The sequence below is a fragment of the Gymnodinialimonas ceratoperidinii genome (assembly GCF_019297855.1).
GTDB classification, from domain to species: Bacteria; Pseudomonadota; Alphaproteobacteria; order Rhodobacterales; family Rhodobacteraceae; genus Gymnodinialimonas; species Gymnodinialimonas ceratoperidinii.
In genome coordinates this window covers 248982-272173 of sequence record NZ_CP079194.1, presented here as the reverse complement: position 1 = coordinate 272173, position 23192 = coordinate 248982, and the positions used below count along the sequence as shown (strand labels likewise).

Below are 23192 nucleotides of genomic sequence, written 5' to 3'. Positions count from 1 at the left end.
TGCCAAGGACGTCAGTTCAGCAGATCGGATTTCGTCAGGGTGAAGTCGCTGTCGATCCAGCGGGTCTCCAGCTTCTTGAGGTGCTGGCCAAGGGCGGGCCCCTGCAAATCGGGCAGATCGGCGGCCTTCACCGGGAACCGGGCCTGCGCGCCTTGTTCGGCAGCGTCCAGCGCTTCGCCAGTTGGCGGCCGTTCGCTGAGCAAGCCCCGCAGGACAAGGATATCGCGCGCGGGCTCGGCACCGTGACGATAGCCCAACGCGCCCGGAACGGAGGGGGATGTCATCTCGGCCCGGTAGAGCGCCAGCCGTTTGGCTTCGGCCTTCGAGAGGCGGAGGCGGTCGGGCGCGTCCTCTCCACCCATCGCGGCGAGGCGGCGGATCGCGTCGGGCGGCATTTCGCCCTCCAATCCGGTCAGGAGCGTCAGCATGGGGGACGAGGCGCCGGGCAGGACCGCGGCAAGCACGCCGGACTGATCCATGGCCGCGACAGAGGGCGCCGGATCAGGCGCGCGCAGGAGTGTCTTCATCTCCGCCCCGATCCGCTCGCGGGAGAGCCGCGCGATCCCGTCGATACCGGCGGCACAGGCGGCGAGGCCCTCCGCGTCGATGCCGCCAGCGGGGTCGGCGTACCAGGCATGAAAGCGGAAGAAACGCAGGATGCGCAGATGATCCTCGGCAATCCGTTCCGCCGCATCGCCAATGAAGCGCAGCCGCCGGTCGCGAAGGTCGGAGAGCCCCCTCCCGTTCGGGTCGAGCACCTCGCCGCCGCGGGTCGCATAGAGCGCGTTCATGGTGAAATCCCGCCGCGCGGCATCCTCGGCCAGCTCCCGGGTAAAGGCGACGGAGGCATGGCGTCCATCCGTCTCTATATCGCGGCGTAGGGTCGTAATCTCATAGGGTGTGCCGTCGGCCACGAGGGTGACGGTGCCATGGTCAATGCCCGTCGGAATGGCCTTCAGGCCCGCGGCCTTGGCGAGGTCCATGACCTCCTGGGGAAGCAACTCGGTGCAGATGTCGATATCGGCAACGGGAAGGCCGAGAAGGCCGTTGCGCACACAGCCCCCGACAAACCACGCGCCATGGCCGCCCAGCGCATCGAAGACAGCCTTGGAGCCGGGCGCATGGAGCCAATCGGCCTGCAGGCGGGTCATGCGACGCGGTCCGCGAGGTTCTTGAGCATCCGCGCCGTGGCGCCCCAGATATAATAGGGCCCGTAGGGCACGACGTAGTACTTGCGCCGAATGCCGCGCCAGCGGCGGCCTTCGATGGCGTAATTGTCCGGGTTCATCAGGAACGCGAGCGGGACGCGGAACACCTCGGCCACTTCACCGGGCTCGGCCCGCGGCTCGAACTCTTCCTTGATGCGGGCGACCACCGGGGTGACGGTATAGCTGGTGACCGTCTCGTGGGGCGGCATTTCCGCAAGGATAGAGACGTTTTCCTCGGCCAGACCGATCTCTTCCCGGGCCTCTCGCAGCGCGGCTTGTGCGATGGTCTCGCCGGGGTCGACCTTGCCGCCGGGAAAGGCGATCTGGCCGGGATGATGCTTTAAAGTAGAGGCGCGTTTGGTGAGGACGACATCATCGCCGACAACGCCGATCAGCACCGCCGCGGGGCGCAGGACCCGGCCCTCGGGCAAGGTGATGCCGGGGTTGAGGTCGTAATCCGACGACCTCTTGGGGTGAGGCCGCGCCGAGGGATCCTCGAGCGCGGCCGTGAGGGTGTTCAGATCAAGCGGGCGACCCATCGGGTGCCTTCTCGGCCTCGAACCCCAAGGTGAGGGGGTCGAAGTCGTAATGCGCGCCGCAGAACTGGCAATCTGCCGTGACGCGGCCTTCGTCCGTTGTCATATGCGCGATGTCCTTGGCCGAATAGATCGACAGGGACTGGCGCACGCGATCCTCGGAACAGGTGCAGCCGAAAGCGACGGGCAGGGAATCGAACACGCGCGGCTCTTCCTCGTGGAACAGGCGCACGAGGAGGTCGGTCGGCGAGACATGGGGGCCAATCAGCTCCATCTCGTCAGCGGTCTGCATCAGGATATTGGCGCGGGACCAATCCTCGGCCTTGTCCTTGGAGACGAGATCTTCGGCGTTCAGGGTGCCGTCTTCGCTGGTCGGCTCGTTTGCCGCTTCCAGCGAGGCTTCCGGCATCATCTGAAGCATCAGACCACCGGCGCGCCAGCCTTCGTCCTGACCCGGCTCCTGCGCGCGGCCATAGGACAGCTTGAACGCGGTGGGGAGCTGCTCGGACTGGGCGAAATAGGTCTCTGCACAGGCGGATAGAGACTCACCGCCGATCGGCGTGATGCCTTGGTAGGGGGTCGTGCCCTTGCCCTGATCGATCAGGATCGCGAAATACCCCGACCCGATCTGCGGGAAGGCCGGCGCGGTCTCATCCAGACGCTCGGCGTCATAGGAAGCATAGGCCCGGATGCGCGCGGGCTCTCCCTCGGCCTCGGGGGCGAGGAAGTCAGTGGCGATCAGGCGGATCGGTCCGTCGGAGCGCACTTGCAGCGACAGCTTCCAGCGCAGCTTGATCGTCTGGCCGATCAGCGCGGTCAGCAGCGCCATCTCGGCGACCATGGCCTCCACGGGGGCAGGGTAATCGTGCTGAGACAGGATCTGGTCCAGCGTGGTATCCAGCCGGGAGACCCGGCCCCGGATGTCGGAGCGGTCCAGCTGGAACGGCAATACGGTGTCGTCCCACGCGAGTTTTGTGGTCATGGTCATGGGGGGCACCCCCTTTATATCGAAAAACAAGGTCTGGTCCCATATAGGGGGCGCGTGGGCAACACCAAACCCCCCTCTTGCCGCAGTTCTGCCTTGCGTCCGCCGCATGGGGTTGGGAGATCACGGACAGCATTGGCAAAAACTAAATATTAACGCTCCAGATTTCAGGCATGGCGTGACGATGAAAATCCTATTTGTGCATCAGAACTTCCCCGGTCAGTACCGCGAGCTTTTCACGTGGTTGCGGGATCAGGGCGAGCACGAGCTGGTGTTCCTGACCCAACGCAAGGACGTTCCCGACATGGAGGGCGCGCGGGTGGTGAGCTACAACAGCCACCATAAACCGGCGAAAAACGCCTACGCGCTGACGCAGTATTGGGAGGAATGCACCGGCAACGGCTTTGGCTGTGCCCAGGCCGCCTCGCGGCTCCGCGGCGAGGGGTTCACGCCTGATGTGATCCTGGGCCACGTCGGGTGGGGCGAGTTGACGTTCCTGAAGGAGATCTGGCCGGACACGCCGATCATCGGCTATTTCGAGTATTACTTCCTCGCCAAGGGGGGATCCGTCGGCTTCGATCCGGAGTTCCCGGCAAGCCCCCACGCGCCGTTCACCATGCATGCCCGCAATGCGGTGAACTTCGCCAACATCCAGACCGTCGACAAGGGTCATTCCCCCACCGCCTGGCAACGCGACACGTTTCCCGAGAGCTTCCGCGAGAAGATCTACGTCAAGCACGATGGCATCCGTACCGACCGGCTCAAGCCCGATCCCGAGGCAGAGGTCGCGCTCGGGCGGCTGGATCGTCCTGTCACGCGGGACGACGAGATCTTCACCTACATGGCGCGCAACATGGAGCCGACGCGGGGCTTTCACAGCTTCATGCGCGCCCTGCCGCATATCCTCGATGCTCGCCCCAATGCACGGGCGCTGATCATCGGCGGTTCGGATGTTTCCTACGGCAAGAAATCAGGCTCTAACGGCGGGTATAGAGCCGAAATGGAGAAGGAAGTCGGCGAGGCGGTGGATTGGTCTCGGGTCCATTTCCTCGGCCGGGTGCCATACGAAGACTACCAGAAGATCATCCAGGTCGGGCGCTGCCACATCTACCTTTCGGTGCCCTTCGTCCTGTCGTGGTCCTGCCTTGAGGCGATGTCGATGGGCGCCACCATCGTGGCCTCCGACGTGGCGCCTGTGCGCGAGGCGATCGAGCATGGCAAGACCGGCCTACTGGCGGATTTCTTCGATCCCAAGGACATCGCCCGCAAGGTCATCGACGTGTTGGAGCGCCCGGGCAGCTACGCGCATCTTGGCCCGGCAGCGCGGCGGCATGTCGTGAAGCACTATGATTTCAACAAGGTCTGCCTGCCCGAGCATCTGCGCCAGATCAACGCCTTGGTGCCGAAGGCCAAACGGATGGAGATACCGGGGTAGACCCTCCTGCGGGAGCCTATCAAACCGACCGGATCGGTCGAAATCCCGGCAAACGCCGCGGTCTCTTCGGAAATACCGCCTTGGCCTTTGACGACCGGACCCGTTCCGTGGCAATCGGTGGCGTGTAACGACGGCTGGTCAATCAGGATAACGCTGGAATGAAAGAGCATATTCTTTTGACCGGGGGCGCGGGCTACATCGGGTCTCATACCTACGTGGCGCTCATTGACGCCGGCTATGACGTTACCATTCTCGACAATTTCCAGAACGCGAGCCGTTCGGTCGTGGATCGGCTGGAGAAGCTGACCGGCAAACCCGTGACGGTGGCCGATGCCGACGTGCGTGACGCAACCACATTGGCGGGGTTGTTCTCGGAACATCAGTTTGACGCGGTGGTGCATTTCGCCGCGCTGAAGGCGGTGAGCGAGAGCGTCGAGCGGCCCCTCGACTACTTCGACGTGAATATCAGCGGGCTGATCAATCTTCTGCGGGTGATGGACGCGGCTGGGTGCCGGAAAATCGTCTTCTCCTCCTCCGCCACGGTCTACGGCGTGCCGGACGAGACCCCGACGCCCGAGACCGCCGAGTTCCGGGCGATGAACCCTTATGGCCAGACCAAGATCAGCGGCGAGCAGATCCTGAACCAACTGGTCGCCGCCGACGACCGCTGGCACGTCGGCATATTGCGCTATTTCAACCCGGCCGGTGCCCATGAGAGCCACCTGATCGGGGAAGACCCGCGCGACATTCCCAACAACCTGATGCCCTATATCGCCAAGGTCGCCGCTGGCGAGTTGGCGGAGTTGCAGATTTTCGGCGACGATTATGATACGCCAGACGGCACCGGGGTGCGCGATTACATCCACGTCGAAGACCTCGCGCGCGGCCATGTGCTGTCGCTGGCGACGCTTCTGGGCGAGGATCAGAGCCACCTCGTGAACCTCGGCACCGGCGTTGGCCATTCGGTGCAGGAGGTCGTCGCCGCCTACAAGCGCGCCTCGAACCGGGATATTCCGGCCCGCGTGGTGGAACGCCGCGCCGGTGATGTGCCGATCTATGTTGCCAAGGCCGACAAGGCGGAAGAGATACTCGGGTTCCGCACGCAAAAGACCCTCGACGACATGTGCGCGTCGAGTTGGGGCTGGATCGTTGGACCGCATTCATCGGAGGAGCCGGACGGATGAGAACCGCACTCGTGACCGGCTCGGCCGGCTTTATCGGCTATCACACCTGCGCCCGCCTGCTGGCTGACGGCTGGAAAGTCATCGGCGTCGACGCGATGACGGATTATTACGAGGTCGCCCTGAAGGACTCGCGCCTCGCCCTGCTACTGGAGCAGGAGCATTTCGTGCCTGTCGAAGGGCGGATCGAGACGCCGGGCCTGCTGCACGATCTGTTCGAAGAGCATCGTCCCGAGACGGTCATCCACCTCGCCGCGCAAGCAGGCGTGCGCTATTCGATCGAGAACCCCGAAAGCTACATGCAGGCCAACCTCATCGGCACCTTCCGCCTGCTGGAGGCGATGCGCGCCTTCCCTCCGGCGCATTCGCTGCTGGCCAGCACCTCCTCGGCCTACGGGGCGAATACCGAGATGCCCTATGTCGAGACGATGAAGACCGATCATCAGGTCAGCTTCTACGCCGCGACGAAGAAGGCCAACGAGTCGATGGCCCACAGCTACGCGCATCTCTACGACCTGCCGACGACAATGTTCCGTTTCTTCACCGTCTATGGCCCTTGGGGCCGCCCCGACATGGCGCCGCACAAGTTCACCAAGGCGATCTTCGAGGGCCGGCCGATCGACGTTTACAACCACGGCCAGATGGCGCGGGACTTCACCTATGTGACCGATCTCGTCGACGGCATCGTGCGCCTGATCGAAGCGGTGCCGGGCGATGACCCGGTGGAGGGTGACAGCCTCAGCCCCGTGGCTCCTTACCGGGTGGTGAACATCGGCAACTCGGAGTCCGTGCCGCTGATGGAGTTCATCGGCGCGATCGAGACGGCCACCGGCATCACCGCCGAGAAGAACATGATGGAGATGCAGCCCGGCGACGTCACCGCCACCTGGGCCGACGCGAGCCTGCTGCAGCATCTGACTCAATACAAGCCGAAGACCCCCGTCACCGAGGGCGTCGCCCGCTTCGTCGCGTGGTATCGCGACTATTACAACGTCTGAAGGACCACCCAAATGCGCATTACGATGATTGGCACCGGCTATGTTGGCCTTGTCTCGGGCGTCTGTTTCTCGGATTTCGGGCATGACGTGATCTGCGTCGACAAGGATCCCCGCAAGATCGAGATGCTCAATGACGGGAAGGTGCCGATCTACGAGCCGGGGCTCGATGCGCTGATGGCGAAGAACGTCGAGAGCGGGCGGCTGTCCTTCACCACGGATCTGGCCAGCGCGGTCGATGGGGCCGATGCGGTCTTCATCGCGGTGGGCACGCCGACGCGGCGGGGCGATGGCCATGCGGATCTGACCTACGTGATGGCCGCCGCCGAGGAGGTCGCCCACGCGATGACCGGCTACGGCGTCATCGTCACGAAGTCCACCGTGCCCGTGGGCACCAACCGCAAGGTCAAGCAGGTGGTCCAGAAGGCCCGTCCGGATCTGGAGTTCGACGTGGCCTCGAACCCCGAGTTCCTGCGCGAGGGCGCGGCGATCGACGACTTCATGCGCCCCGACCGGGTCGTGGTCGGCGTCCAGAGCCCGCGCGCAGCCGAGGTGATGGACGAGATCTACCGCCCGCTCTTCCTGCGCGACTTCCCGGTGGTCACCACCGATCTGGAATCCGCCGAGATGATCAAATACGCCGCCAACGCTTTCCTCGCCACGAAGATCACCTTCATCAACGAGATCGCGGCGCTCTGCGAGAAGGTCGGCGCGGACGTGAAAGAGGTCTCCAAGGGCATCGGCATGGACGGGCGGATCGGCAACAAGTTCCTGCACGCAGGGCCGGGCTATGGCGGCTCCTGCTTCCCCAAGGACACCAGCGCGCTGGCGCGGATCGGTCAGGACCACGCGGTGCCGCAAAGCATCGTCGAGGCGGTGATCCGGGTGAACGACGGCGTGAAGCACCGGATGATCGAGAAGCTGCGCGATCTCTGCGACGGCTCGTTCAACGGCAAGGTGGTGACGGTGCTCGGCGTGACGTTCAAGCCCAACACCGATGACATGCGCGACGCGCCCTCGCTGACCATCGTGCCGGCTCTGGTGGGCGGCGGCGCAAAGGTGCGCGTGGTCGACCCGCAAGGCCACCGCGAGGGCGAGGCGCTGCTGCCGGGCGTGAACTGGATGGAAGACCCCTACAAGGCGGCGCAGAACGCCGACTTGGTGGTGATCCTGACCGAATGGAACGAGTTCCGCGCGCTGGACCTCGCGAAGGTCGCCAAGAAGATGGCGACGCCGCGGATGGCCGACCTGCGCAACATCTACAACCGCCGCGACGCCAAACGCGCGGGCTTCGAGGCCTACGAGGGCGTCGGACGGTAGGGGCGGGGGCGCCTGCTGCGATCACATAGGCGTTATCACTGCGAAAATGTGTACCGGTATGGCGCGCGAGTTTTCCAATGAAACAAGGGGTTGGAGCGGGTCATCCCGGCGGGTCCCCTCAAAAATCGACTCTTTCGCTGCAACCAATTTCGCCGACGTCGTGTTGTTCAACCAATGCAACCGAAAGGAACTACGATGACCCGCTTTAAGATTATTGCCGCCGCCACTGCCACTGCTTTGATGGTCGCCCCGACGTTCGCTCAGACGACCAACGAAACCGCAGAAGAGATCCTGAACGCAGACGCCGACACCCCGTCGGAAGTGCGTGAAGGCGAAGTGCTTGACGGCGATGTCGAGTGCATGAACCCGACCGTTGAGAACGAGAACGAGTCCGAGGACATGACCCTCGAAGAGATCGACTGCGTGACCGAAGCCGACACCATGCCCGAAGAAGGTGAAGAGATCTTCGAAGAGCTGGAAGAGAACGAAGAAGAAGGCGTTGACGGCGACGGCTAATACGCCCCCGACGTTCACTTGAAGAAACCCCTCGCAGCCCCCGCTGTGGGGGGTTTTTTCGTTGTCAGGCGAGGCCCGCGCGCAGCAGGTCGTGCAGGTGGATGATCCCTAGGGGCCGCATGTCCGGGTCCACCACGAAAAGCGCGGTGATCTTGTTGGTGGCCATCATGCCCATCGCTTCGGCAGCCAGCAGATCCGGCGCGATGGTGCGTGGTCGTGTCGTCGCGACCTCGCCGGCCGTATGCTCGGTAAGGTGGGCGATGTTGCGCCGCAGGTCGCCGTCCGAGATGACGCCGATCAGGCGCTCACCCTCGACCACGCCGGCGATCCCGAAGCTCTTCTCGCTCATCACCACCAATGTTTCCGCCATCGGCGTTGCGGCATCGACCAGCGGCAGCGCCTCGGGTCCGTGCATCAGTTGCGCGGCAGTAGAGAGCTGTGCGCCCAACTTGCCACCGGGGTGGAAGGTCCGGAAATGCTCGGGCAGGAACCCGCGCCGCTCCATCACCGCGACGGCCAGCGCATCACCAAGCGCCAATGCCAGCGTGGTGGAGGTCGTGGGCGCCATGCCGAGGGAGCAGGCCTCTTGCGCGGGCGGCAGGGTCAGGCGGTAATCGGCGGCGCGCATCAGGGTGCTGTCGGGCTTTTTCGAAATGCCGATCAGCGGGATCGAGAAGCGTGCGACATGGCCGATGATGTCATTCAGCTCCGTCGTTTCGCCGGAATTGGAGATCAGGATCACCAGATCGCCGGGCATCACCATGCCCAGATCGCCGTGGCTGGCCTCGGCGGCATGGACAAAAGCGGAGGGCGTGCCGGTGGAGGCAAAGGTCGCGCTGATCTTGCGGCTGATGTGGCCGGATTTGCCGATACCGCAGAGGATCACGCGGCCCGTGGTGGCGAGGATCGCCTCGGCGGCGGCGGCGAAATCTTCCGGCAGGGCCTCGGCCAGCGCCGCGACGGCCTGCGCCTCGGTCCGCAATACGCGCGCGCCGGTGTCGCGCAGGGATTGAGCTTGGTTCTGGGTCATATCCGCCCTTTATCCGAGCACAACGCGCTTGGCGAGAGGATTGGCTTTGCGCACATGCGTCCCCGTGGCACAAGTCAGCCCATGAACAAGCGTTTCGGACATTGGCCCGAGGTCGGGCGCACCTACCGCCCCCGCCCCGGCATCTATGCGATCATCGATGCCGGTGACTGCATTCTGGCCAGCTTTCAAGAGATCACCACGCCGGAATTGCAGCTGCCCGGCGGCGGCATCGATCCCGGAGAGCAACCGCTGGCGGCGCTGCACCGGGAAGTCATGGAAGAGACCGGCTACCGCATCCATTCCCCGCGTCGGTTGGGGATGTTTCACCGCTACACCTACATGCCGGATTACGATCAATACGCGCATAAACAGTGTCACATCTATGCCGCGCGGCTTGGGCGTCGCTGGTCGGCCCCGACAGAGCCGGGCCACACCGCGGTATTCCTGCCGTGGGAGGTGGCGCGCGAGAAGCTTGCCGTGGCGGGCGACAGGCATTTCGTGGCGCAGTATCTCGCGGGCCTCTAGCCGCGTCCGCGATAGCTGAAGAGCAGGGCAGAGAGGTCATCGGGGAAATCTTCATGGCCTGCGAAGCCCACAAGGCCGTTGCGCAGCGCATCCAGAAATTCGGTTCCGGCAAGGTCGCGATGGGTGCGCATTAGGGTGATCAGGCCAGCGTCGTCCAGCATGGTGCCGGAGGGGTCGGGGCATTCCGTCAGACCGTCGGAATAGAGCAGCAAGCGATCGCCGGGCGAAAGCTGCGCCTCGAAGGAGGTGAAGGGCATGTCGGGCAGCAGGCCGACCGGAGGCCCGCCATCGCCGATCACATCCACCTGCCCGCCTGCACGCAGGATCATCGGGTGGGGGTGCCCGGCCTGAACCATCCGGACCGCCCCGCTGCGCAGGTTCGCGAAGGCGATGCAGATGGTGAAGTAGCGGTCGGTCTGAACCTCCTTCAGCATCAGCGCGTTCATCCGCGCTGCCGCAAGTTCGGGCGAGAGAGCGTGAAACGCGCCGTCGGACCCGCGTTGCATGGCGATGTTCTGATCCGGCGACGCCTCGGACAGCATGCCGGCGATCCGCGCGGCCAGCATGGCGGAGGCAACGCCGTGGCCGGACACATCGATGCTGTAGAGCCCCACGACATAGTCGCAGACCTTGAAATGGCCCACCATGTCACCCCCGACATGGCCGCTTGCTTCCAGCAGAAGGGACACGTCGCCCCCGTCGCGCGCGCAGTGCCTGTCCTGAAGCGAGGCCATCTGCAGGCGCCGCGCCTCATCCAGATCGCGGTCGATGGCGCTGTAGACCTGCTGCAACTCGTCAAGCGTGGTTTCGAGCAGGCCGTTCTTGGCGCGCAGCTCCCGTTGCATCGCCACGATGCGGGCGCCGGCGTTCATGCGGGCCTGAAGTTCGGGCGGCCGCACGGGTTTGCTGAGGAAATCATCGGCACCCGCGGCCAAGCCTTCGGGCACGGCGCTGCGTTCATTCTTGGAGGTGAGAAGCAGCACGTAGGGATAGGTCTCCGTCACCTCGGCGCGCAGGCATCGGCAGAACTCCGGCCCGGTCATCTCGGGCATCATCCAGTCGCAGAGGATCAGCGAGATTTCGGGATCGCGCGCCCTTGCCAGCGCCTCCACCGGATCGCCGGTAGAGATCGCGCGGTGCCCCCATTTTCGCAGGAAGGCGCAGACCATGTTGCGCTGCGCCGGGCTGTCATCCAGCACCAGCACGGTCAGCGCCGGGGACAGGCCATTGGTGCGCGGGTGCTCCTCTCCGATCATCAGAGAGGGGATCACCGGTTCTGGTCTTGCAGCCCCCATGGAATCCTCGCGTTGCGTTTCGCGAGACTGTGGACGCTTTCCCTTAACGGGCGATGAATGCAAAAATTCTAAGGGTCTTGCCCGTCATCCCGGCCATTTTGTTAACGGCTTGTCGGATAGACCCGGCCCCAAGAGATAGGAGGCGATGATGACCCACGTGGACTGGGATCGGCTGAATGATTTGCGCGCGGACATCGGGGAAGAGGATTTCGCCGACGTGGCGCTGCTTTTCGTGGCGGAGCTGCAGGAGACGCTGCACAGGCTGACGCCGCAGGCCGCCACGGCCGCGGATTTCCATTTCCTGCGCGGCTCGGCGGCGAACCTGGGATTTGTCGCGCTCGTCGCGGCCTGCACGCGGGCGGAAGATGCCTGCAACGAGGGCGCTACGCCGGACATTCGCGCCGTGGCCGATGCCTTTGCCTCTGCCCTGGCCGAGGTGACGCCGCAGGTGCCGGAACTTGCCAGCGCCGCGTGAGGCGGCTCAGATCAGGAAATCCGCGAGGATCTGATCATCGGTAATGTCGCGGAAGCCGAACCCGCGGGAGGCGACGCGTTCCTCCAGCTCGGGGAAGCTGCTGGCGCGGGCCGATTCGATGCCGATCAGGACCGAGCCGAAGTTGCGTGAATTTTTCTTGAGGTACTCGAAGCGGGTGATGTTGTCGTCATCGCCAAGGAGATCAAGGAAATCACGCAGGGCGCCGGGGCGCTGCGGCAGGCGCAGGATGAAGTATTTCTTGAGCCCCTGCCATTTCTGCGCCCGCTCCTTCACCTCGGGCAGACGCTCGAAATCGAAGTTGCCGCCCGATGTCACGCAGACGACCGTCTTGCCCGCGACCTGGTCGCGGATGTCATCAAGCACGTTGATCGAGAGCGCCCCGGCAGGCTCCAGCACCACGCCTTCAAGGTTCAGCATTTCCTGAATGGTGACGCAGATCCGGTTCTCGGGCGCGATCAGCACGTCGCGTTTGGGCACGTTGCGCAAAACCTCGAAGTTGCGGTCGCCGATGCGCGCCACGGCGGCGCCGTCCACGAAGGTATCGGTGATCTCGATCGTCTGCGGCGCGCCGATCTTAAGCGCGGCGGTGAGGCTCGGGCCGCCCGCAGGCTCCACCAGCGTCGTGTGGGTCTCGGCCCCGACCTCGCGCAGGTAGGAGAGCATGCCGGAGGAGAGGCCGCCGCCGCCCACGGGCAGCACCAGATGATCGGGCGCGCGGCCCAGTTGATCGAGCATTTCGACGGCGACCGAGGCCTGCCCCTCAATCACGTCGGGATCGTCGAAGGGCGAGAGGAAATGCGCGCCGACCTCGGCGCAATAGGCTTTCGCGGCGGCCTGGGTCTCGTCGAAGAAATCCCCCTCCAGCACGATCTCCACCGCGTCTCCGCCAAAGGTTCGGGTCTTCAGCACCTTCTGCTCGGGCGTGGTCACCGGCATGTAGATGCGCCCGCGCACGCCGAAATGGGCGCAGACGAAGGCCATGCCCTGCGCGTGGTTGCCGGCGCTGGCGCAGACGAAATCGGTGATCTCGGGCGTCGCCGCGCGCACCTTGCGCATCGCGTTGAACGCCCCGCGCAGCTTGTAGGATCGGACCGGCGACAGATCCTCGCGCTTGAGCCAGATATCCGCACCGAAACGCTCGCTCAGGTAGGCGTTCTTCAGAAGCGGCGTGGCGGGGAACAGGTCCCGCAGGGCGACGGTCGTGGCTTGGGCGGCGGAGGCAAAATCTTTCATGGGTCTCGCTTGGCCCGAACCGCGGCGCGAGTCCAGTGTGAGTTGGCCGAAATCAATTCAACTGACGCCCTTCGATAAGGTTGCCGTAAAGCGTCGTCATCAGCGCGAGGTTCACCAGCATCTGCGCCCAACCGACGGCGACGCTCAACACCACGCCAATGGCCGAGAGCGTCACCTGCTGCTGCTGGCCGATGGGTGTCATCACGTCGACGGAGGTGCCGAAGACGGCAACGATGCCTTGGTTGAGGATCGTGGTTACGAGCGCGATCACGATGATCGGCAGGATGATCTGACCCGACACCGGCGCGGTGGCGGCCCAACTTTCGCGCAGGGTCAGCCGCTCGCCAATCGCGGCGGCAGGCAGGACGAGGCCCACCCGCGTGGCCATCCACGACACGCCGATGATCAGGCCGATGCCGAGCGCCACGATGATGGCCGGGCTTTGCAGCACGGCCACGAAGATCCCCACGACGATCCCGCCCAACAAGGCGACGGCAATCATGACCAGCAGGATCAGCAGCGCATTGCCGAAGTAATTCGCGATGTTCGACCCGCGCCAGCGCGGTAGAAGTCCATTGGGATATTCCTCGAGCAGCACGTAGCGGTGCCACGCGACAGCCGCCCACAGCCAGCTGATCAACCCGACGATAACGGTCAGAAGCGCACCAAGGGGTTGGAGGGACGAGAAATCCGTCGTCCCGGTGTCGGGATTGAAATGGAAGGCGGTGCCGTCCAGCAAGCCGGGGTTGGTCACGAAAACGACCACCATCGGCGCGGCCAGCAGGACCAGCGTAATCCGGGCGGCCTGGGGCAAATTGCCGAAGACCTGCGCGAAAACGTGGCGCAGGAGCTGATAGCCATAGTCCATGGGACGCTCCACTTGCTTGCTCCGCCCCTGAAAACCCGGTATCGCCGCCTGCGTCAACTGTGCATCACGGAGTACCTCTCAATGTCAGCGCCCAAGAAGGTCGTGCTCGCCTATTCCGGCGGCCTCGATACCTCGATCATCCTGAAATGGTTGCAAACGGAGTATGGCTGCGAGGTCGTGACCTTCACTGCCGATCTGGGCCAGGGCGAAGAGCTGGAGCCCGCGCGCAAGAAGGCCGAGATGATGGGCGCCTCGGACATCTACATCGAGGACCTGCGCGAGGAATTCGTGCGCGATTTCGTCTTCCCGATGTTCCGCGCCAATGCGCTCTACGAGGGGCTTTACCTGCTTGGCACCTCCATCGCCCGTCCGCTGATTTCCAAGCGTCTGGTCGAGATCGCCGAGGAAACCGGTGCCGATGCCGTGTCCCACGGGGCCACCGGCAAGGGCAACGACCAGGTCCGCTTCGAGCTGTGCGCCTATTCCCTGAACCCCGAGATCCAGGTCATCGCGCCCTGGCGTGAGTGGGACCTCGGCTCGCGCACCAAGCTGATCGAGTTTGCCGAGAAGCACCAGATTCCGATCGCCAAGGACAAACGCGGCGAGGCGCCGTTCAGCGTCGACGCGAACCTCCTGCACACCTCCTCTGAGGGCAAGATGCTGGAAGATCCGGCCGAGGAAGCGCCCGATCATATCCTTCAGCGCATCACCCGCCCCGAGGATGCCCCCGATGAGCCTGAAACCGTGGAAATCGGTTTCGAGAAGGGTGACGCGGTTTCGATCAACGGCGAGGCGATGAGCCCGGCCTCGATCCTGACCGAGCTGAACCGTCTCGGCGGCAAGCACGGCATCGGTATCCTCGACCTGGTGGAGAACCGTTTCGTCGGGATGAAATCCCGCGGCATCTACGAGACGCCGGGCGGCACCATCCTGCTGGAAGCTCATCGCGGCATCGAACAGATCACGCTGGACAGCGGCGCGGGCCATCTGAAGGACAGCATCATGCCGCGTTACGCGGAGCTGATCTACAACGGCTTCTGGTTCTCGCCCGAGCGCGAAATGCTGCAGGCCCTGATCGACAAGAGCCAGGAGCATGTGACGGGCACCGTCCGCCTGAAGCTCTACAAGGGCGGCGTGCGCACCATCGCGCGCTGGTCGGACCATTCGCTCTACTCCGAGGCCCACGTGACTTTCGAAGAGGACATGGGTGCCTACGATCAGACCGACGCACAGGGCTTCATCCAGCTCAACGCGCTGCGTCTGAAGCTGTTGGCCGCGCGGAACCGAAAGTTCAAGTGATCGTTGCGGCGCGCCCTTTTACGGGGGCGTGCTGAACACACTTAGCGCCATGGGTGGCACAAAATAAGCGGGCGGCGCACAGGGTGCACCGCCCGTTTCACGCAGCAACCACACGCTGCGCTAACTTATCTGTATTCCGAAGAATTACTGCGCGGTCACAACGGTCATGACCAGGTCGCCGTCCATACGGACGGGGCCGTCTTCTGACGCGCCGAGCGTGTATTCGAAGATACCCGTCATCGTGCCGCCGTCTTCGCCGTGAACCATCAGCATCAGCATGTCACCGGCGGCAACATCTTCGGTGAGGATCGCGGCAACGTCGGTATTCGGACCTTCGCGAAGGGGGGCGTGGCCGACAACCGGGCCCGGTGCCATGTCGGCATCGGTGCGGTGAACGACGAGCCAGCCATTGGCAGGGGCCATGACCGTGTCGGCGCTGACGACGCCGTTGGCGACGGATTGATCCGTTGCTTCGACCATCGGGCCAGCGTGGGCGTCAGCGAAAGCGGCGCCTGCGGAAAGGATCATGGCGGCGGAGGTGGCTGCAAAAAGTTTCATATCAATATCTCCCATTGGTGTGGGGCCATCTGTTCGGCCCTGACACTGCAGTCACGTAACAGGGGATATGAAAGTTTCAGCCAATCGGAAAAATCTGAAAAAAGTTTTGGGAGCGGGGTGGAGGCTCAGTCCTGCCCGGTCTCCGCGCAATGGCGGCGGAAGGCGCGTTTGAGCATCTCGAGCTCTTCGCGCAGCAGGCTCACCTCGCCGCGAATGTCCTCATCGAGCGCCGATCCGGCCATCAGGGTGACCCGGTCGAGCACTTCGCCAGAGGCGGTGGAACGCAAGCCGACCACCTGCACCCCGTCGCTCAGCACATCCGGCGGCAGGTTCAACGCGACATGCATCGCGCCGGCCTCGGTCGGGTGCGCCGTGACCTGCGCCACGCCCACGATGCGGCCCTTGTGCAACGCCTCGATCTCGGTCTGACCCGCGCCGGTCAGAACGCCCTCATAGCGTCCCGCCTGCAAGCTCGTGCGCACCAATGCTTCTGCCATGATCTTCAGTTCCTTGCGATGGGTGTCCTAGAAGTCGGCGCGGGGGGCGCGCAGCAGCACCATGTCCCACAGCGCGATCCGGACCATCTTCGGCCCTTCGACGATCAGGTCCAACCAGGCCTTTTCCAGCCGCTTCTCGTTGATTTTCGTATAGGCCAGATCGAATTCCGCCTGCCCTGTGGTGCCGTCGAAATCGACCTGCCGCACCAGTTGCTCCACGTTCGGGCCGTGCTGGATGTTGAGCCTTGCATACATCTCCACCGGCTCTTCCCGGTCGGCGACGAGGTTCACCGCGATGAAGTGGTTGCGGGTCAGCCCGACGAGAGCCTCGGGCGGCAGGTCCTGCACGAAAGACACGAAGGACCCATCCGAGCGATAGACCTCCAGCACCAGTCCGAACTGCGCACCCGGCGCCCAATGCGGTGCGCGTTCCTGGCGCAGGGTCATCTCGGCGTGGTGGGCGTCATGGAACACGGTTGCGCCACCGGCCAGCGGTTGCGGAGAGTTCAGCCCGACGATCCCGCGCGGGCGCATTTCCTCACGCCAGGGGGCGGGGCGGCTGATCCAGTCGCATTGATCGGGACGGGCCACGCCTTCGACTTCGCCGGAGCGCGACAGGATGGCAGAGCGGGACTTGGCGGCCATCGTATCGAGCCGGTCTCGCATTCCCTGAATCTCGCGGTTCATGCGCTTGAGTTCGACCGAGGACAGCATCGCGGGATTGCGCAGCGCGCGCTGCCAGCGTTTGAGCGTCTGACCGAGGCCAAACCCTCCAAATTTCCCAGGAAATTCCTGACCCATCACTGCTGTCCCTCGTACGCACACCCCGTTGCCATGGCATCCTTATAGCAGATGTCTCTTGGCAACCGGTTACTGGAATATCCGCTGAAAAAGCCCTCTGCGGAAGGGGGTTGTCAATTCTTCGCCGGCACCCTGTGGCTCCTCTGCCGCGTCGGGCGTCGGGTTGGCGGCCTGAACGGCGGCCGCGAAGCGGGTGAGGGTCGCCAGCGCCTGCATGTCGCTGACCTCGGCATCCTCCAGAGCCAGAACCGACAGGCTGGCCAGCCGCGCCCCGATTTCCATGTAGGCGCGCCAGTAGTCCGAGGCCACGCCGACCACGTCGCCGGCGCTGCTGTCGCGCGCGTGGATCAGGAACATGTCCTGCTCGATCCGCGTGTCGAGGATCTGCACCGAGGCGGCATCGCCCGAGCGGCTCAGCAACGCGCGGCCATCCTCCGTCAGGAAGAAAACCTCCAGCGCCTCTAGGTTGGCGGTCAGGCTGGCCCCCGAGGAGGGCGCCGAGATTGCCGCCGTCAGCACCGCCGGGACATCGGGCTGCCGCGCCCGCGCCGAGCCCGAGATCGCGGCGCAATTGCCCAGAAGCACGAAGCTGGTGTCATTGCTGTTGCGCGTGGCCGTGGGATCGACGCAGAAGCCCCGCGGCCCCGTGATCGTCACGGCATCCGAGGTGACCTGCACCTCGCGCGGCGCATCGTTGAGAGCGCCGCCGAGGCTCAACCCGTCGACGCAGCCTGCCAGCGCCATGACCAGTGCCATGACGCCGGACAGGCAGAGCCGTTCAGAGATCGGCATAGACGTGCTTTTCCGCTTTCCCGCCCGGGTGGGTCACGGCGCCGTAGCGGGCCTCGCCCACCAGCTGCGCGTATTTCCACAGCGCGCCCGAGGCGTAGATCGTCTCGCGCGGGCCTTTCCAGTTGCTGCGGCGGGTCTCCAGCTCTTCGTCGGTCAGATCGACGGACAATTCACCGGTCAGCGCGTTGATGGTGATCATGTCGCCGTTCTCCAGCAGGCCGATGGGCCCGCCCACGGCAGCCTCGGGGCCCACGTGACCGACGCAGAAGCCCCGCGTCGCGCCCGAGAAGCGGCCGTCGGTGATCAGCGCCACCTTCTTGCCCATGCCCTGACCGGACAGCGCGGCCGTGGTCGCCAGCATCTCGCGCATGCCGGGGCCGCCCTTGGGGCCCTCGTTGCGGATGACGATCACCTCGCCCTCCTCGTAGCCGCGCGCCTTGACGGCGGCGAAGGCATCTTCCTCGCATTCGAAGACCCGCGCCGGACCGGAGAAGACCTGCTGTTCCTCGTCCATGCCCGCGACCTTCACGATCGCGCCTTCCACGGCGAGGTTGCCCTTCAGGCCGACAACGCCGCCGGTCTTGGTCAGCGGGTTCTGCACCGTGTGGATCACCCGGCCATCGGGCTGGCCCTGGATCTTGTCGAGCGCCTCTTCCATCGTCTCGCCGGTTGCGGTCAGTGCATCACCGTGGAGCAGGCCTTCCTTGAGCAGCTCCTTCATCACCACCGGCACGCCGCCCACCTCGTAGAGGTCCTTGGCGACGTATTGGCCACCGGGCTTCATATCGACGAAGTAGGGCGTGTCCTTGAAGATATCGCAGACGTCGAAGAGATCGAAGTCGATCCCCGCCTCGTGGGCAATCGCGGGCAGGTGCAGGCCCGCGTTGGTGGAGCCGCCGGTGCAGGCCACGACGCGCGCTGCGTTCTCCAGCGCCTTCCGCGTCACCACGTCACGGGCGCGGATGTTCTTGTCGAGCAGGTTCATCACCGCGCGTCCCGAGGCATCGCCGAATTCCTTGCGGCCCTCGTATGGCGCGGGCATGCCGGAGGAGTTCAGCAGCGCCAGACCAATTGCCTCGGACACGCAGGCCATCGTATTGGCGGTGAACTGGCCACCGCAAGCGCCGGCGGAGGGGCAGGCGACGCGCTCGAGAACCGCCAAGGCGGCCTCGCTCAACTCGCCGGACTGGTACTTGCCCACGGCCTCGAACATGTCCTGCACGGTCAGGTCGCGGTTGGCGAATTCGGCCGGAACTTCCGCGTCCGCGGGCGCCTTGCCGGGAAGGATCGTGCCGCCATAGATGAAGACCGACGGCACGTTCAGGCGCACCATGGCCATCATCATGCCGGGCAGGGACTTGTCGCAGCCTGCAAGGCCGACCAGCGCGTCATAGCAGTGGCCGCGCATCGTCAGCTCGACCGTATCAGTGATCGCGTCGCGCGAGGCAAGCGACGACCGCATCCCCTCATGCCCCATGGCGATGCCGTCGGTGACGGTGATCGTGGTGAACTCGCGCGGCGTGCCGTTCGCGGCCAGAACGCCGTGCTTCACGGACTGGGCCTGCCAGTTCAGCGCGATGTTACAGGGCGCGGCCTCGTTCCAGCAGGTGGCGACGCCGACGAAGGGCTGGTCGATCTGTTCCTGCGTCAGGTCCATCGCGTAGAAATACGACCGGTGCGGGGCGCGCTCGGGGCCCTCCGTCACATGGCGGCTTGGCAATCTGGATTTGTCTGGCCGGTTGGCGGTCATGGCGCGTCTCCCTGAAACTTGACGTTGGTTCGAGCCAGAAACTTGGCTTTCGACCGGGATAGTGCGCCGCGCGAAAAGGGGCAAGGGAGGGAGCGGCCTGATATGCCGCGCCCCCTGCCGGTTCTACGCCAGAGGCGAGCCGTCGGAACCCAGAAGGCTGACGCCCATGACCTGCCCCGAGGGGGTGACCATGCAGGACCAGATGCCGGTGCCCCCGACCTCCAAGGTGTAATCATGAAGCCCGCCGCGCGGGTCTGAGCCGAGGATCACCACGTCGTGGTTGTTGGTCTCGATCTCGACCGCCCGGATGCAGGCCGCCGACATGGCCTGCGTGTCCATGACCGGCGCCGGTGCCGATGTCATGACGCAGCCGGTTGCCGCCAAGGCCAGAGCCGCGCAGACCAGTTTTCCCGAAATTCCCATAAAATCACTCCTTTTCATCGACAATCGCGCCATGCTGCAAACAGCCTGCCGTTAGGTCAACGATTCCTGCGCGGCGCTCGGCAAGCCCGTCGCCGATGATTGCGGCGCGACATCGGGCGCGGTAGGCTTTTGGCAACCGCCGAAGCAACAAGGCACCTCGATGCAGTATCCCGCCCACTCCGCCTTCCTGGCCCCGGCCCGCCGCTATCCGCAACTCTGGCGTCTCCTTCTGGGCCTGCTGCTGTGCGCGGCCATCTACGGCCTCGGCATCGCCGTGGTCTTCGCCGCCATCGTCGTCTTCTCGGGGCCGCAGGGGATCGAGCACTGGGCCACCCAGATGGTCGAGGCGACAGGCCCCACCGGCACGCTGCTGGTGCTGGCGACCTTCGTGGGCATGGCCATCGGGCCGATGCTGGCCGCCGTGATCCTGCACCGGCGCGGCGTCTGGAGCCTCTTTGGCCCCCTGCCACGGACCCTGCGCCACTTCGGGCTGGCGCTGCTGGTCTGTGCGCTGGTCTACGGCGCGTCCTTCCTGCTTCCCACCGACATCCGGATCGAGCCGGCGATGGAGCGCGCGCTCTGGCTGTCGTTCCTGCCGATGGCGTTTCTCGGAGTCCTGCTGCAAACCGGTGCGGAAGAGCTCCTGTTTCGCGGCTACCTGCAGCAACAACTCGCGGCTCGGTTCCGCTCGCCGCTTTGGTGGATGGTGCTGCCGTCACTGCTCTTCGCCTCGCTGCACTATCAACCCGAGGTCATGGGCGACAACGCCCTCTACATCGTCGCAGCCGCCGGGCTGTTCGGCCTGCTGGCGGCGGATCTGACGGCGAAAACAGGCTCCATCGGGGCGGCGTGGGGCTTCCACTTCGCCAACAATGTCGTGGCGATCCTGATCGTGGCGCTCGACGGCCCGCTGTCCGGCCTTGCGCTCTATACCGCCCCCGTCTCCGCCGCGGCGGCCGAAATCAGGCCGCTGATCCTGCTGGACATGGCGACCACAGTGGTAACCTGGCTCATCATCCGCACGGCGGTTAGCCGCGCGTGAGCGATCGGCATTTGCAATTTGCCCGATTGCACAATATCTCCGCAACAAGCCAAATGACCGGAATTTTGCGACCATGAACTGGATTTCCAACTACGTCCGCCCGCGGATCAACTCCATCTTCTCCCGTCGCGAGACGCCCGAGAACCTGTGGTCCAAGTGCAGCGAATGCGGCACGATGCTGTTCCACCGCGAGCTTTCGGACAACCTCAACGTCTGCACCAACTGCGACCATCACATGGCGCTGAAGCCGCGCGACCGCTTCGCGTCGCTCTTCGACAACGGCATCTTCACCGAGATCTCGGTGCCCGAGCCGCTCACCGATCCGCTGAAATTCCGCGACCAGAAGAAATATCCAGACCGCCTGAAGGCCGCCCGCGCCAGCACCTCCGAGACCGAGGCGATGCTGGTGGCCGAGGGCGAGATGGGCCGCACCCCGATCGTCGCCGCCGCGCAGGATTTCTCCTTCATGGGTGGTTCCATGGGCATGTATGTCGGCAACGCGATCATTGCCGCCGCCGAACGCGCCGTGGCCCTCAAACGCCCGCTGATCCTCTTCTCCGCCGCCGGTGGCGCGCGGATGCAGGAAGGCATCCTCTCGCTGATGCAGATGCCCCGCACCACCGTGGCCGTGCAGATGCTGAAAGAGGCAAACCTCCCCTACATCGTCGTGCTCACCCACCCCACGACCGGCGGCGTCACCGCCTCCTACGCGATGCTCGGCGACGTCCATATCGCCGAACCCAACGCGCTGATCTGCTTCGCCGGCCCCCGCGTCATCGAACAGACGATCCGCGAGAAACTGCCCGAGGGCTTCCAGCGCGCCGAATACCTGCTCGACCACGGCATGCTCGACCGCGTCACCCACCGCGCGCAGCTGCGCGAGGAGCTGATCACCATCACCCGGATGCTCATGGGCCAATCCCCCGCCGTCGCGGGCGATCTTCCCGCCCCCGGCACCGAAGCGCCCGAGGCCCCCACGGAGCCGCCCGAGCCCAACGCAGATCCCGCCAAGGTCGCGCCCCCCAAGGCCGACTGAAGCGCGCCGCTCCCCTTCATCTTGGCCCCTACAACTCCCGCCGGAGGCTCCCGCAACCAGCCCCCGGCGCCCCGCCTTGAGGTTACGCCATGACGGTCAAGTCTGATCACCTGCTCGACCGGATGATGGCGCTGCATCCGAAGATCATCGACCTGACGCTCGACCGGATGGAGCGCCTGCTGGCGGCCTTGGGCCACCCCGAACGCCGCCTGCCCCCGGTGATCCATGTCGCGGGCACCAACGGCAAGGGCTCGACCCAGGCGATGATCCGCGCCGGGCTGGAGGGGGCGGGGCTAACCGCCCACGCCTATACCTCGCCGCATCTCGCCCGCTTCCACGAGCGCATCCGCCTTGCGGGGGAGCTGATCGACGAGGATCACCTGTCGCGCACCCTCGATACCTGCCTCGCGGCCAACGGGCCCGATGCGATCACCTATTTCGAGATCACCACCGCCGCCGCTTTCCTCGCCTTCTCGCAGACGCCTGCCGATTTCACCCTGCTCGAGGTCGGCCTCGGCGGGCGGCTGGACGCGACCAATGTCGTCGACCGCCCCGCGCTCAGCGTCATCACGCCGGTGGCGCTCGACCATCAGCAGTACCTCGGCGAGACGCTGGAAGAGATCGCCGGAGAGAAGGCGGGCATCATCAAGCGCGGCGTGCCCGTCGTCGTCGGCCCGCAGCAGGAGGCCGCGCTCGAGGTGATCGAGGCGAAGGCCGCCCGCCTCGGCGCGCCGGTGATCGCCCATGGCCAACACTGGCACGTCACGACCGAGCGGGAGCGGCTGATCTTCCAGGACGAAACCGGCCTGCTCGACCTGCCGCTCCCCGCCCTCGCCGGTCCGCACCAGGTGCAGAACGCGGGCACCGCGCTGGCTGCCCTGCGGACCCTTGGCGTCGGCAATCCCGACGCGGCGATGCAAAACGCCCATTGGCCCGCCCGGATGCAGAAGCTCCGCCACGGCCCGCTGGTCGAGGCCGCGCCCGGGGTCGAGCTCTGGCTCGACGGAGGCCACAACCCCCATGCCGCCCATGCCATCGTCGCGACGCTGGAGACCTTGCCGCAGCGTCCGACCTACCTGATCTGCGGCATGCTCAATACCAAGGACGTGACAGGCTACATGGCTCCGCTGGCGCCCTGCGTCGAAAGCCTCACCGCCGTGTCGATTCCCGGTCAGGGGGCGACGCTGAGCGCGGATGAAACCGCTGCGGCCGCCCGGTCGGCCGGTCTTGAGGCGCAGGTCGCGCCGGACGTCGATGCGGCGCTGGCCCGGATCAGCGCGGCGGATCCCACGGCCCGCGTGCTGATCTGCGGATCGCTCTACCTCGCGGGCGAAATCCTGAAGACCAATGGGTGACAGCCGCAGCCCTGCC

The 23192-nt window shown here is 65.1% G+C and carries 24 protein-coding genes; 11 read left to right on the top strand and 13 right to left on the bottom strand.

Annotation, left to right across the window (positions count from 1 at the left end):
* Nucleotides 1-11 precede the first annotated feature (11 nt).
* Genes KYE46_RS01410 through hslO form a run of 3 tightly spaced genes read right to left on the bottom strand, consistent with a single transcriptional unit; the run spans nucleotide 12 to nucleotide 2732 of the window.
* Complete coding sequence (locus KYE46_RS01410) at nucleotides 12-1151, bottom strand: CCA tRNA nucleotidyltransferase (protein ID WP_219002963.1); 1140 nt, start codon at nucleotides 1149-1151, stop codon at nucleotides 12-14.
* Nucleotides 1148-1747, bottom strand: a complete 600-nt coding sequence (locus tag KYE46_RS01405) for an NUDIX hydrolase (RefSeq protein WP_219002962.1) — start codon at nucleotides 1745-1747, stop codon at nucleotides 1148-1150. Before KYE46_RS01405 ends, KYE46_RS01410 begins: the two co-directional genes overlap by 4 nt.
* A complete protein-coding gene (gene hslO / locus KYE46_RS01400; RefSeq protein ID WP_219002961.1) occupies nucleotides 1731-2732 on the bottom strand; it encodes an Hsp33 family molecular chaperone HslO in 1002 nt (333 codons plus the stop codon). The genes KYE46_RS01405 and hslO overlap by 17 nt, the downstream gene beginning before the upstream one ends.
* 181 nt (nucleotides 2733-2913) lie before the next feature.
* Here hslO and KYE46_RS01395 point away from each other — a divergent pair, with 181 nt between their 5' ends.
* The 5 genes from KYE46_RS01395 (at nucleotide 2914) to KYE46_RS01375 (ending at nucleotide 8176) form a co-directional block, all read left to right on the top strand.
* Nucleotides 2914-4164 (top strand): glycosyltransferase family 4 protein, encoded by a 1251-nt coding sequence (locus KYE46_RS01395; protein ID WP_219002960.1) that lies wholly within the window; start codon nucleotides 2914-2916, stop codon nucleotides 4162-4164.
* A 158-nt stretch (nucleotides 4165-4322) separates the two neighbouring features.
* Nucleotides 4323-5348: a UDP-glucose 4-epimerase GalE gene (gene galE, locus KYE46_RS01390; protein WP_219002959.1), complete on the top strand. Its 1026-nt coding sequence runs from the start codon at nucleotides 4323-4325 to the stop codon at nucleotides 5346-5348.
* Nucleotides 5345-6343, top strand: coding sequence for an SDR family NAD(P)-dependent oxidoreductase (locus tag KYE46_RS01385; RefSeq protein WP_219002958.1), 999 nt, complete (start codon nucleotides 5345-5347; stop codon nucleotides 6341-6343). Before galE ends, KYE46_RS01385 begins: the two co-directional genes overlap by 4 nt.
* Before the next feature lie 12 nt (nucleotides 6344-6355).
* On the top strand, nucleotides 6356-7660 hold the full coding sequence (locus KYE46_RS01380; RefSeq protein WP_219002956.1) for a UDP-glucose dehydrogenase family protein: 1305 nt from the start codon (nucleotides 6356-6358) through the stop codon (nucleotides 7658-7660).
* A 195-nt stretch (nucleotides 7661-7855) separates the two neighbouring features.
* Nucleotides 7856-8176 (top strand): hypothetical protein, encoded by a 321-nt coding sequence (locus tag KYE46_RS01375; protein WP_219002954.1) that lies wholly within the window; start codon nucleotides 7856-7858, stop codon nucleotides 8174-8176.
* 64 nt (nucleotides 8177-8240) lie between these two features.
* Here the strand turns inward: KYE46_RS01375 and KYE46_RS01370 are convergent, their stop codons facing one another.
* Nucleotides 8241-9206 (bottom strand): KpsF/GutQ family sugar-phosphate isomerase, encoded by a 966-nt coding sequence (locus KYE46_RS01370; protein WP_219002952.1) that lies wholly within the window; start codon nucleotides 9204-9206, stop codon nucleotides 8241-8243.
* 81 nt (nucleotides 9207-9287) lie between these two features.
* Between KYE46_RS01370 and KYE46_RS01365 the strand changes: the two genes are divergently transcribed.
* Nucleotides 9288-9731 carry an NUDIX hydrolase gene (locus KYE46_RS01365; RefSeq protein WP_219002950.1) on the top strand — a complete coding sequence of 148 codons (444 nt, stop codon included), beginning with the start codon at nucleotides 9288-9290 and terminating at the stop codon, nucleotides 9729-9731.
* Here KYE46_RS01365 and KYE46_RS01360 read toward each other — a convergent pair.
* The gene (locus KYE46_RS01360) at nucleotides 9728-11002 is read right to left on the bottom strand and encodes a PP2C family protein-serine/threonine phosphatase (RefSeq protein ID WP_247716882.1); all 1275 of its coding nucleotides are present in this window, start codon (nucleotides 11000-11002) and stop codon (nucleotides 9728-9730) included. The genes KYE46_RS01365 and KYE46_RS01360 overlap by 4 nt on opposite strands.
* A 172-nt stretch (nucleotides 11003-11174) precedes the next feature.
* Here KYE46_RS01360 and KYE46_RS01355 point away from each other — a divergent pair, with 172 nt between their 5' ends.
* A complete protein-coding gene (locus KYE46_RS01355) occupies nucleotides 11175-11501 on the top strand; it encodes an Hpt domain-containing protein (protein WP_219002948.1) in 327 nt (108 codons plus the stop codon).
* Nucleotides 11502-11507: 6 nt separating this feature from the next.
* On the opposite strand, the gene ilvA is transcribed toward KYE46_RS01355, so the two are convergent.
* Together ilvA and KYE46_RS01345 are read right to left on the bottom strand one after the other, a co-directional pair.
* Nucleotides 11508-12755 carry a threonine ammonia-lyase IlvA gene (gene ilvA, locus KYE46_RS01350; RefSeq protein ID WP_219002946.1) on the bottom strand — a complete coding sequence of 416 codons (1248 nt, stop codon included), beginning with the start codon at nucleotides 12753-12755 and terminating at the stop codon, nucleotides 11508-11510.
* Between the two features lie 52 nt (nucleotides 12756-12807).
* The gene (locus KYE46_RS01345) at nucleotides 12808-13623 is read right to left on the bottom strand and encodes a hypothetical protein (protein WP_219002944.1); all 816 of its coding nucleotides are present in this window, start codon (nucleotides 13621-13623) and stop codon (nucleotides 12808-12810) included.
* Nucleotides 13624-13704: 81 nt separating this feature from the next.
* Here KYE46_RS01345 and KYE46_RS01340 point away from each other — a divergent pair, with 81 nt between their 5' ends.
* Entirely contained in the window at nucleotides 13705-14922 is a 1218-nt protein-coding gene (locus KYE46_RS01340; RefSeq protein ID WP_219002942.1) for an argininosuccinate synthase, read from the top strand.
* Between the two features lie 144 nt (nucleotides 14923-15066).
* Here the strand turns inward: KYE46_RS01340 and KYE46_RS01335 are convergent, their stop codons facing one another.
* The 6 genes from KYE46_RS01335 to KYE46_RS01310 form a co-directional block, all read right to left on the bottom strand.
* Nucleotides 15067-15480 carry a DUF7282 domain-containing protein gene (locus KYE46_RS01335; RefSeq protein WP_219002940.1) on the bottom strand — a complete coding sequence of 138 codons (414 nt, stop codon included), beginning with the start codon at nucleotides 15478-15480 and terminating at the stop codon, nucleotides 15067-15069.
* Between the two features lie 125 nt (nucleotides 15481-15605).
* Complete coding sequence (locus tag KYE46_RS01330) at nucleotides 15606-15977, bottom strand: hypothetical protein (protein ID WP_219002938.1); 372 nt, start codon at nucleotides 15975-15977, stop codon at nucleotides 15606-15608.
* 27 nt (nucleotides 15978-16004) lie between these two features.
* Nucleotides 16005-16778, bottom strand: a complete 774-nt coding sequence (locus KYE46_RS01325) for a DUF6478 family protein (protein WP_219002936.1) — start codon at nucleotides 16776-16778, stop codon at nucleotides 16005-16007.
* A 69-nt stretch (nucleotides 16779-16847) separates the two neighbouring features.
* Nucleotides 16848-17570 carry a hypothetical protein gene (locus KYE46_RS01320; RefSeq protein ID WP_219002934.1) on the bottom strand — a complete coding sequence of 241 codons (723 nt, stop codon included), beginning with the start codon at nucleotides 17568-17570 and terminating at the stop codon, nucleotides 16848-16850.
* Complete coding sequence (ilvD, locus tag KYE46_RS01315) at nucleotides 17557-19320, bottom strand: dihydroxy-acid dehydratase (protein ID WP_219002932.1); 1764 nt, start codon at nucleotides 19318-19320, stop codon at nucleotides 17557-17559. The genes KYE46_RS01320 and ilvD overlap by 14 nt, the downstream gene beginning before the upstream one ends.
* A gap of 123 nt (nucleotides 19321-19443) precedes the next feature.
* The gene (locus tag KYE46_RS01310) at nucleotides 19444-19743 is read right to left on the bottom strand and encodes a hypothetical protein (RefSeq protein WP_219002930.1); all 300 of its coding nucleotides are present in this window, start codon (nucleotides 19741-19743) and stop codon (nucleotides 19444-19446) included.
* A 160-nt stretch (nucleotides 19744-19903) separates the two neighbouring features.
* Between KYE46_RS01310 and KYE46_RS01305 the strand changes: the two genes are divergently transcribed.
* The 3 genes from KYE46_RS01305 (at nucleotide 19904) to KYE46_RS01295 (ending at nucleotide 23176) form a co-directional block, all read left to right on the top strand.
* A complete protein-coding gene (locus KYE46_RS01305; RefSeq protein WP_219002928.1) occupies nucleotides 19904-20785 on the top strand; it encodes a CPBP family intramembrane glutamic endopeptidase in 882 nt (293 codons plus the stop codon).
* 73 nt (nucleotides 20786-20858) lie between these two features.
* Complete coding sequence (gene accD, locus KYE46_RS01300; RefSeq protein ID WP_219002926.1) at nucleotides 20859-21821, top strand: acetyl-CoA carboxylase, carboxyltransferase subunit beta; 963 nt, start codon at nucleotides 20859-20861, stop codon at nucleotides 21819-21821.
* An 89-nt stretch (nucleotides 21822-21910) separates the two neighbouring features.
* A complete protein-coding gene (locus KYE46_RS01295) occupies nucleotides 21911-23176 on the top strand; it encodes a bifunctional folylpolyglutamate synthase/dihydrofolate synthase (protein WP_219002924.1) in 1266 nt (421 codons plus the stop codon).
* Nucleotides 23177-23192 lie beyond the last annotated feature (16 nt).

What these genes read in the sequence shown, in the direction of transcription:
- ilvD (WP_219002932.1), bottom strand. Translation starts at nt 19,320, where the DNA reads ATGACCGCCAACCGGCCAGACAAATCCAGATTGCCAAGCCGCCATGTG.
- KYE46_RS01335 (WP_219002940.1), bottom strand. Translation starts at nt 15,480, where the DNA reads ATGAAACTTTTTGCAGCCACCTCCGCCGCCATGATCCTTTCCGCAGGC.
- KYE46_RS01380 (WP_219002956.1), top strand. Translation starts at nt 6,356, where the DNA reads ATGCGCATTACGATGATTGGCACCGGCTATGTTGGCCTTGTCTCGGGC.
- ilvA (WP_219002946.1), bottom strand. Translation starts at nt 12,755, where the DNA reads ATGAAAGATTTTGCCTCCGCCGCCCAAGCCACGACCGTCGCCCTGCGG.
- KYE46_RS01310 (WP_219002930.1), bottom strand. Translation starts at nt 19,743, where the DNA reads ATGGGAATTTCGGGAAAACTGGTCTGCGCGGCTCTGGCCTTGGCGGCA.
- galE (WP_219002959.1), top strand. Translation starts at nt 4,323, where the DNA reads ATGAAAGAGCATATTCTTTTGACCGGGGGCGCGGGCTACATCGGGTCT.
- accD (WP_219002926.1), top strand. Translation starts at nt 20,859, where the DNA reads ATGAACTGGATTTCCAACTACGTCCGCCCGCGGATCAACTCCATCTTC.
- KYE46_RS01345 (WP_219002944.1), bottom strand. Translation starts at nt 13,623, where the DNA reads ATGGACTATGGCTATCAGCTCCTGCGCCACGTTTTCGCGCAGGTCTTC.
- KYE46_RS01370 (WP_219002952.1), bottom strand. Translation starts at nt 9,206, where the DNA reads ATGACCCAGAACCAAGCTCAATCCCTGCGCGACACCGGCGCGCGCGTA.
- KYE46_RS01410 (WP_219002963.1), bottom strand. Translation starts at nt 1,151, where the DNA reads ATGACCCGCCTGCAGGCCGATTGGCTCCATGCGCCCGGCTCCAAGGCT.
- KYE46_RS01320 (WP_219002934.1), bottom strand. Translation starts at nt 17,570, where the DNA reads ATGCCGATCTCTGAACGGCTCTGCCTGTCCGGCGTCATGGCACTGGTC.
- hslO (WP_219002961.1), bottom strand. Translation starts at nt 2,732, where the DNA reads ATGACCATGACCACAAAACTCGCGTGGGACGACACCGTATTGCCGTTC.
- KYE46_RS01365 (WP_219002950.1), top strand. Translation starts at nt 9,288, where the DNA reads ATGAACAAGCGTTTCGGACATTGGCCCGAGGTCGGGCGCACCTACCGC.
- KYE46_RS01305 (WP_219002928.1), top strand. Translation starts at nt 19,904, where the DNA reads ATGCAGTATCCCGCCCACTCCGCCTTCCTGGCCCCGGCCCGCCGCTAT.
- KYE46_RS01355 (WP_219002948.1), top strand. Translation starts at nt 11,175, where the DNA reads ATGACCCACGTGGACTGGGATCGGCTGAATGATTTGCGCGCGGACATC.
- KYE46_RS01405 (WP_219002962.1), bottom strand. Translation starts at nt 1,747, where the DNA reads ATGGGTCGCCCGCTTGATCTGAACACCCTCACGGCCGCGCTCGAGGAT.
- KYE46_RS01375 (WP_219002954.1), top strand. Translation starts at nt 7,856, where the DNA reads ATGACCCGCTTTAAGATTATTGCCGCCGCCACTGCCACTGCTTTGATG.
- KYE46_RS01330 (WP_219002938.1), bottom strand. Translation starts at nt 15,977, where the DNA reads ATGGCAGAAGCATTGGTGCGCACGAGCTTGCAGGCGGGACGCTATGAG.
- KYE46_RS01395 (WP_219002960.1), top strand. Translation starts at nt 2,914, where the DNA reads ATGAAAATCCTATTTGTGCATCAGAACTTCCCCGGTCAGTACCGCGAG.
- KYE46_RS01385 (WP_219002958.1), top strand. Translation starts at nt 5,345, where the DNA reads ATGAGAACCGCACTCGTGACCGGCTCGGCCGGCTTTATCGGCTATCAC.
- KYE46_RS01340 (WP_219002942.1), top strand. Translation starts at nt 13,705, where the DNA reads ATGTCAGCGCCCAAGAAGGTCGTGCTCGCCTATTCCGGCGGCCTCGAT.
- KYE46_RS01295 (WP_219002924.1), top strand. Translation starts at nt 21,911, where the DNA reads ATGACGGTCAAGTCTGATCACCTGCTCGACCGGATGATGGCGCTGCAT.
- KYE46_RS01325 (WP_219002936.1), bottom strand. Translation starts at nt 16,778, where the DNA reads ATGGGTCAGGAATTTCCTGGGAAATTTGGAGGGTTTGGCCTCGGTCAG.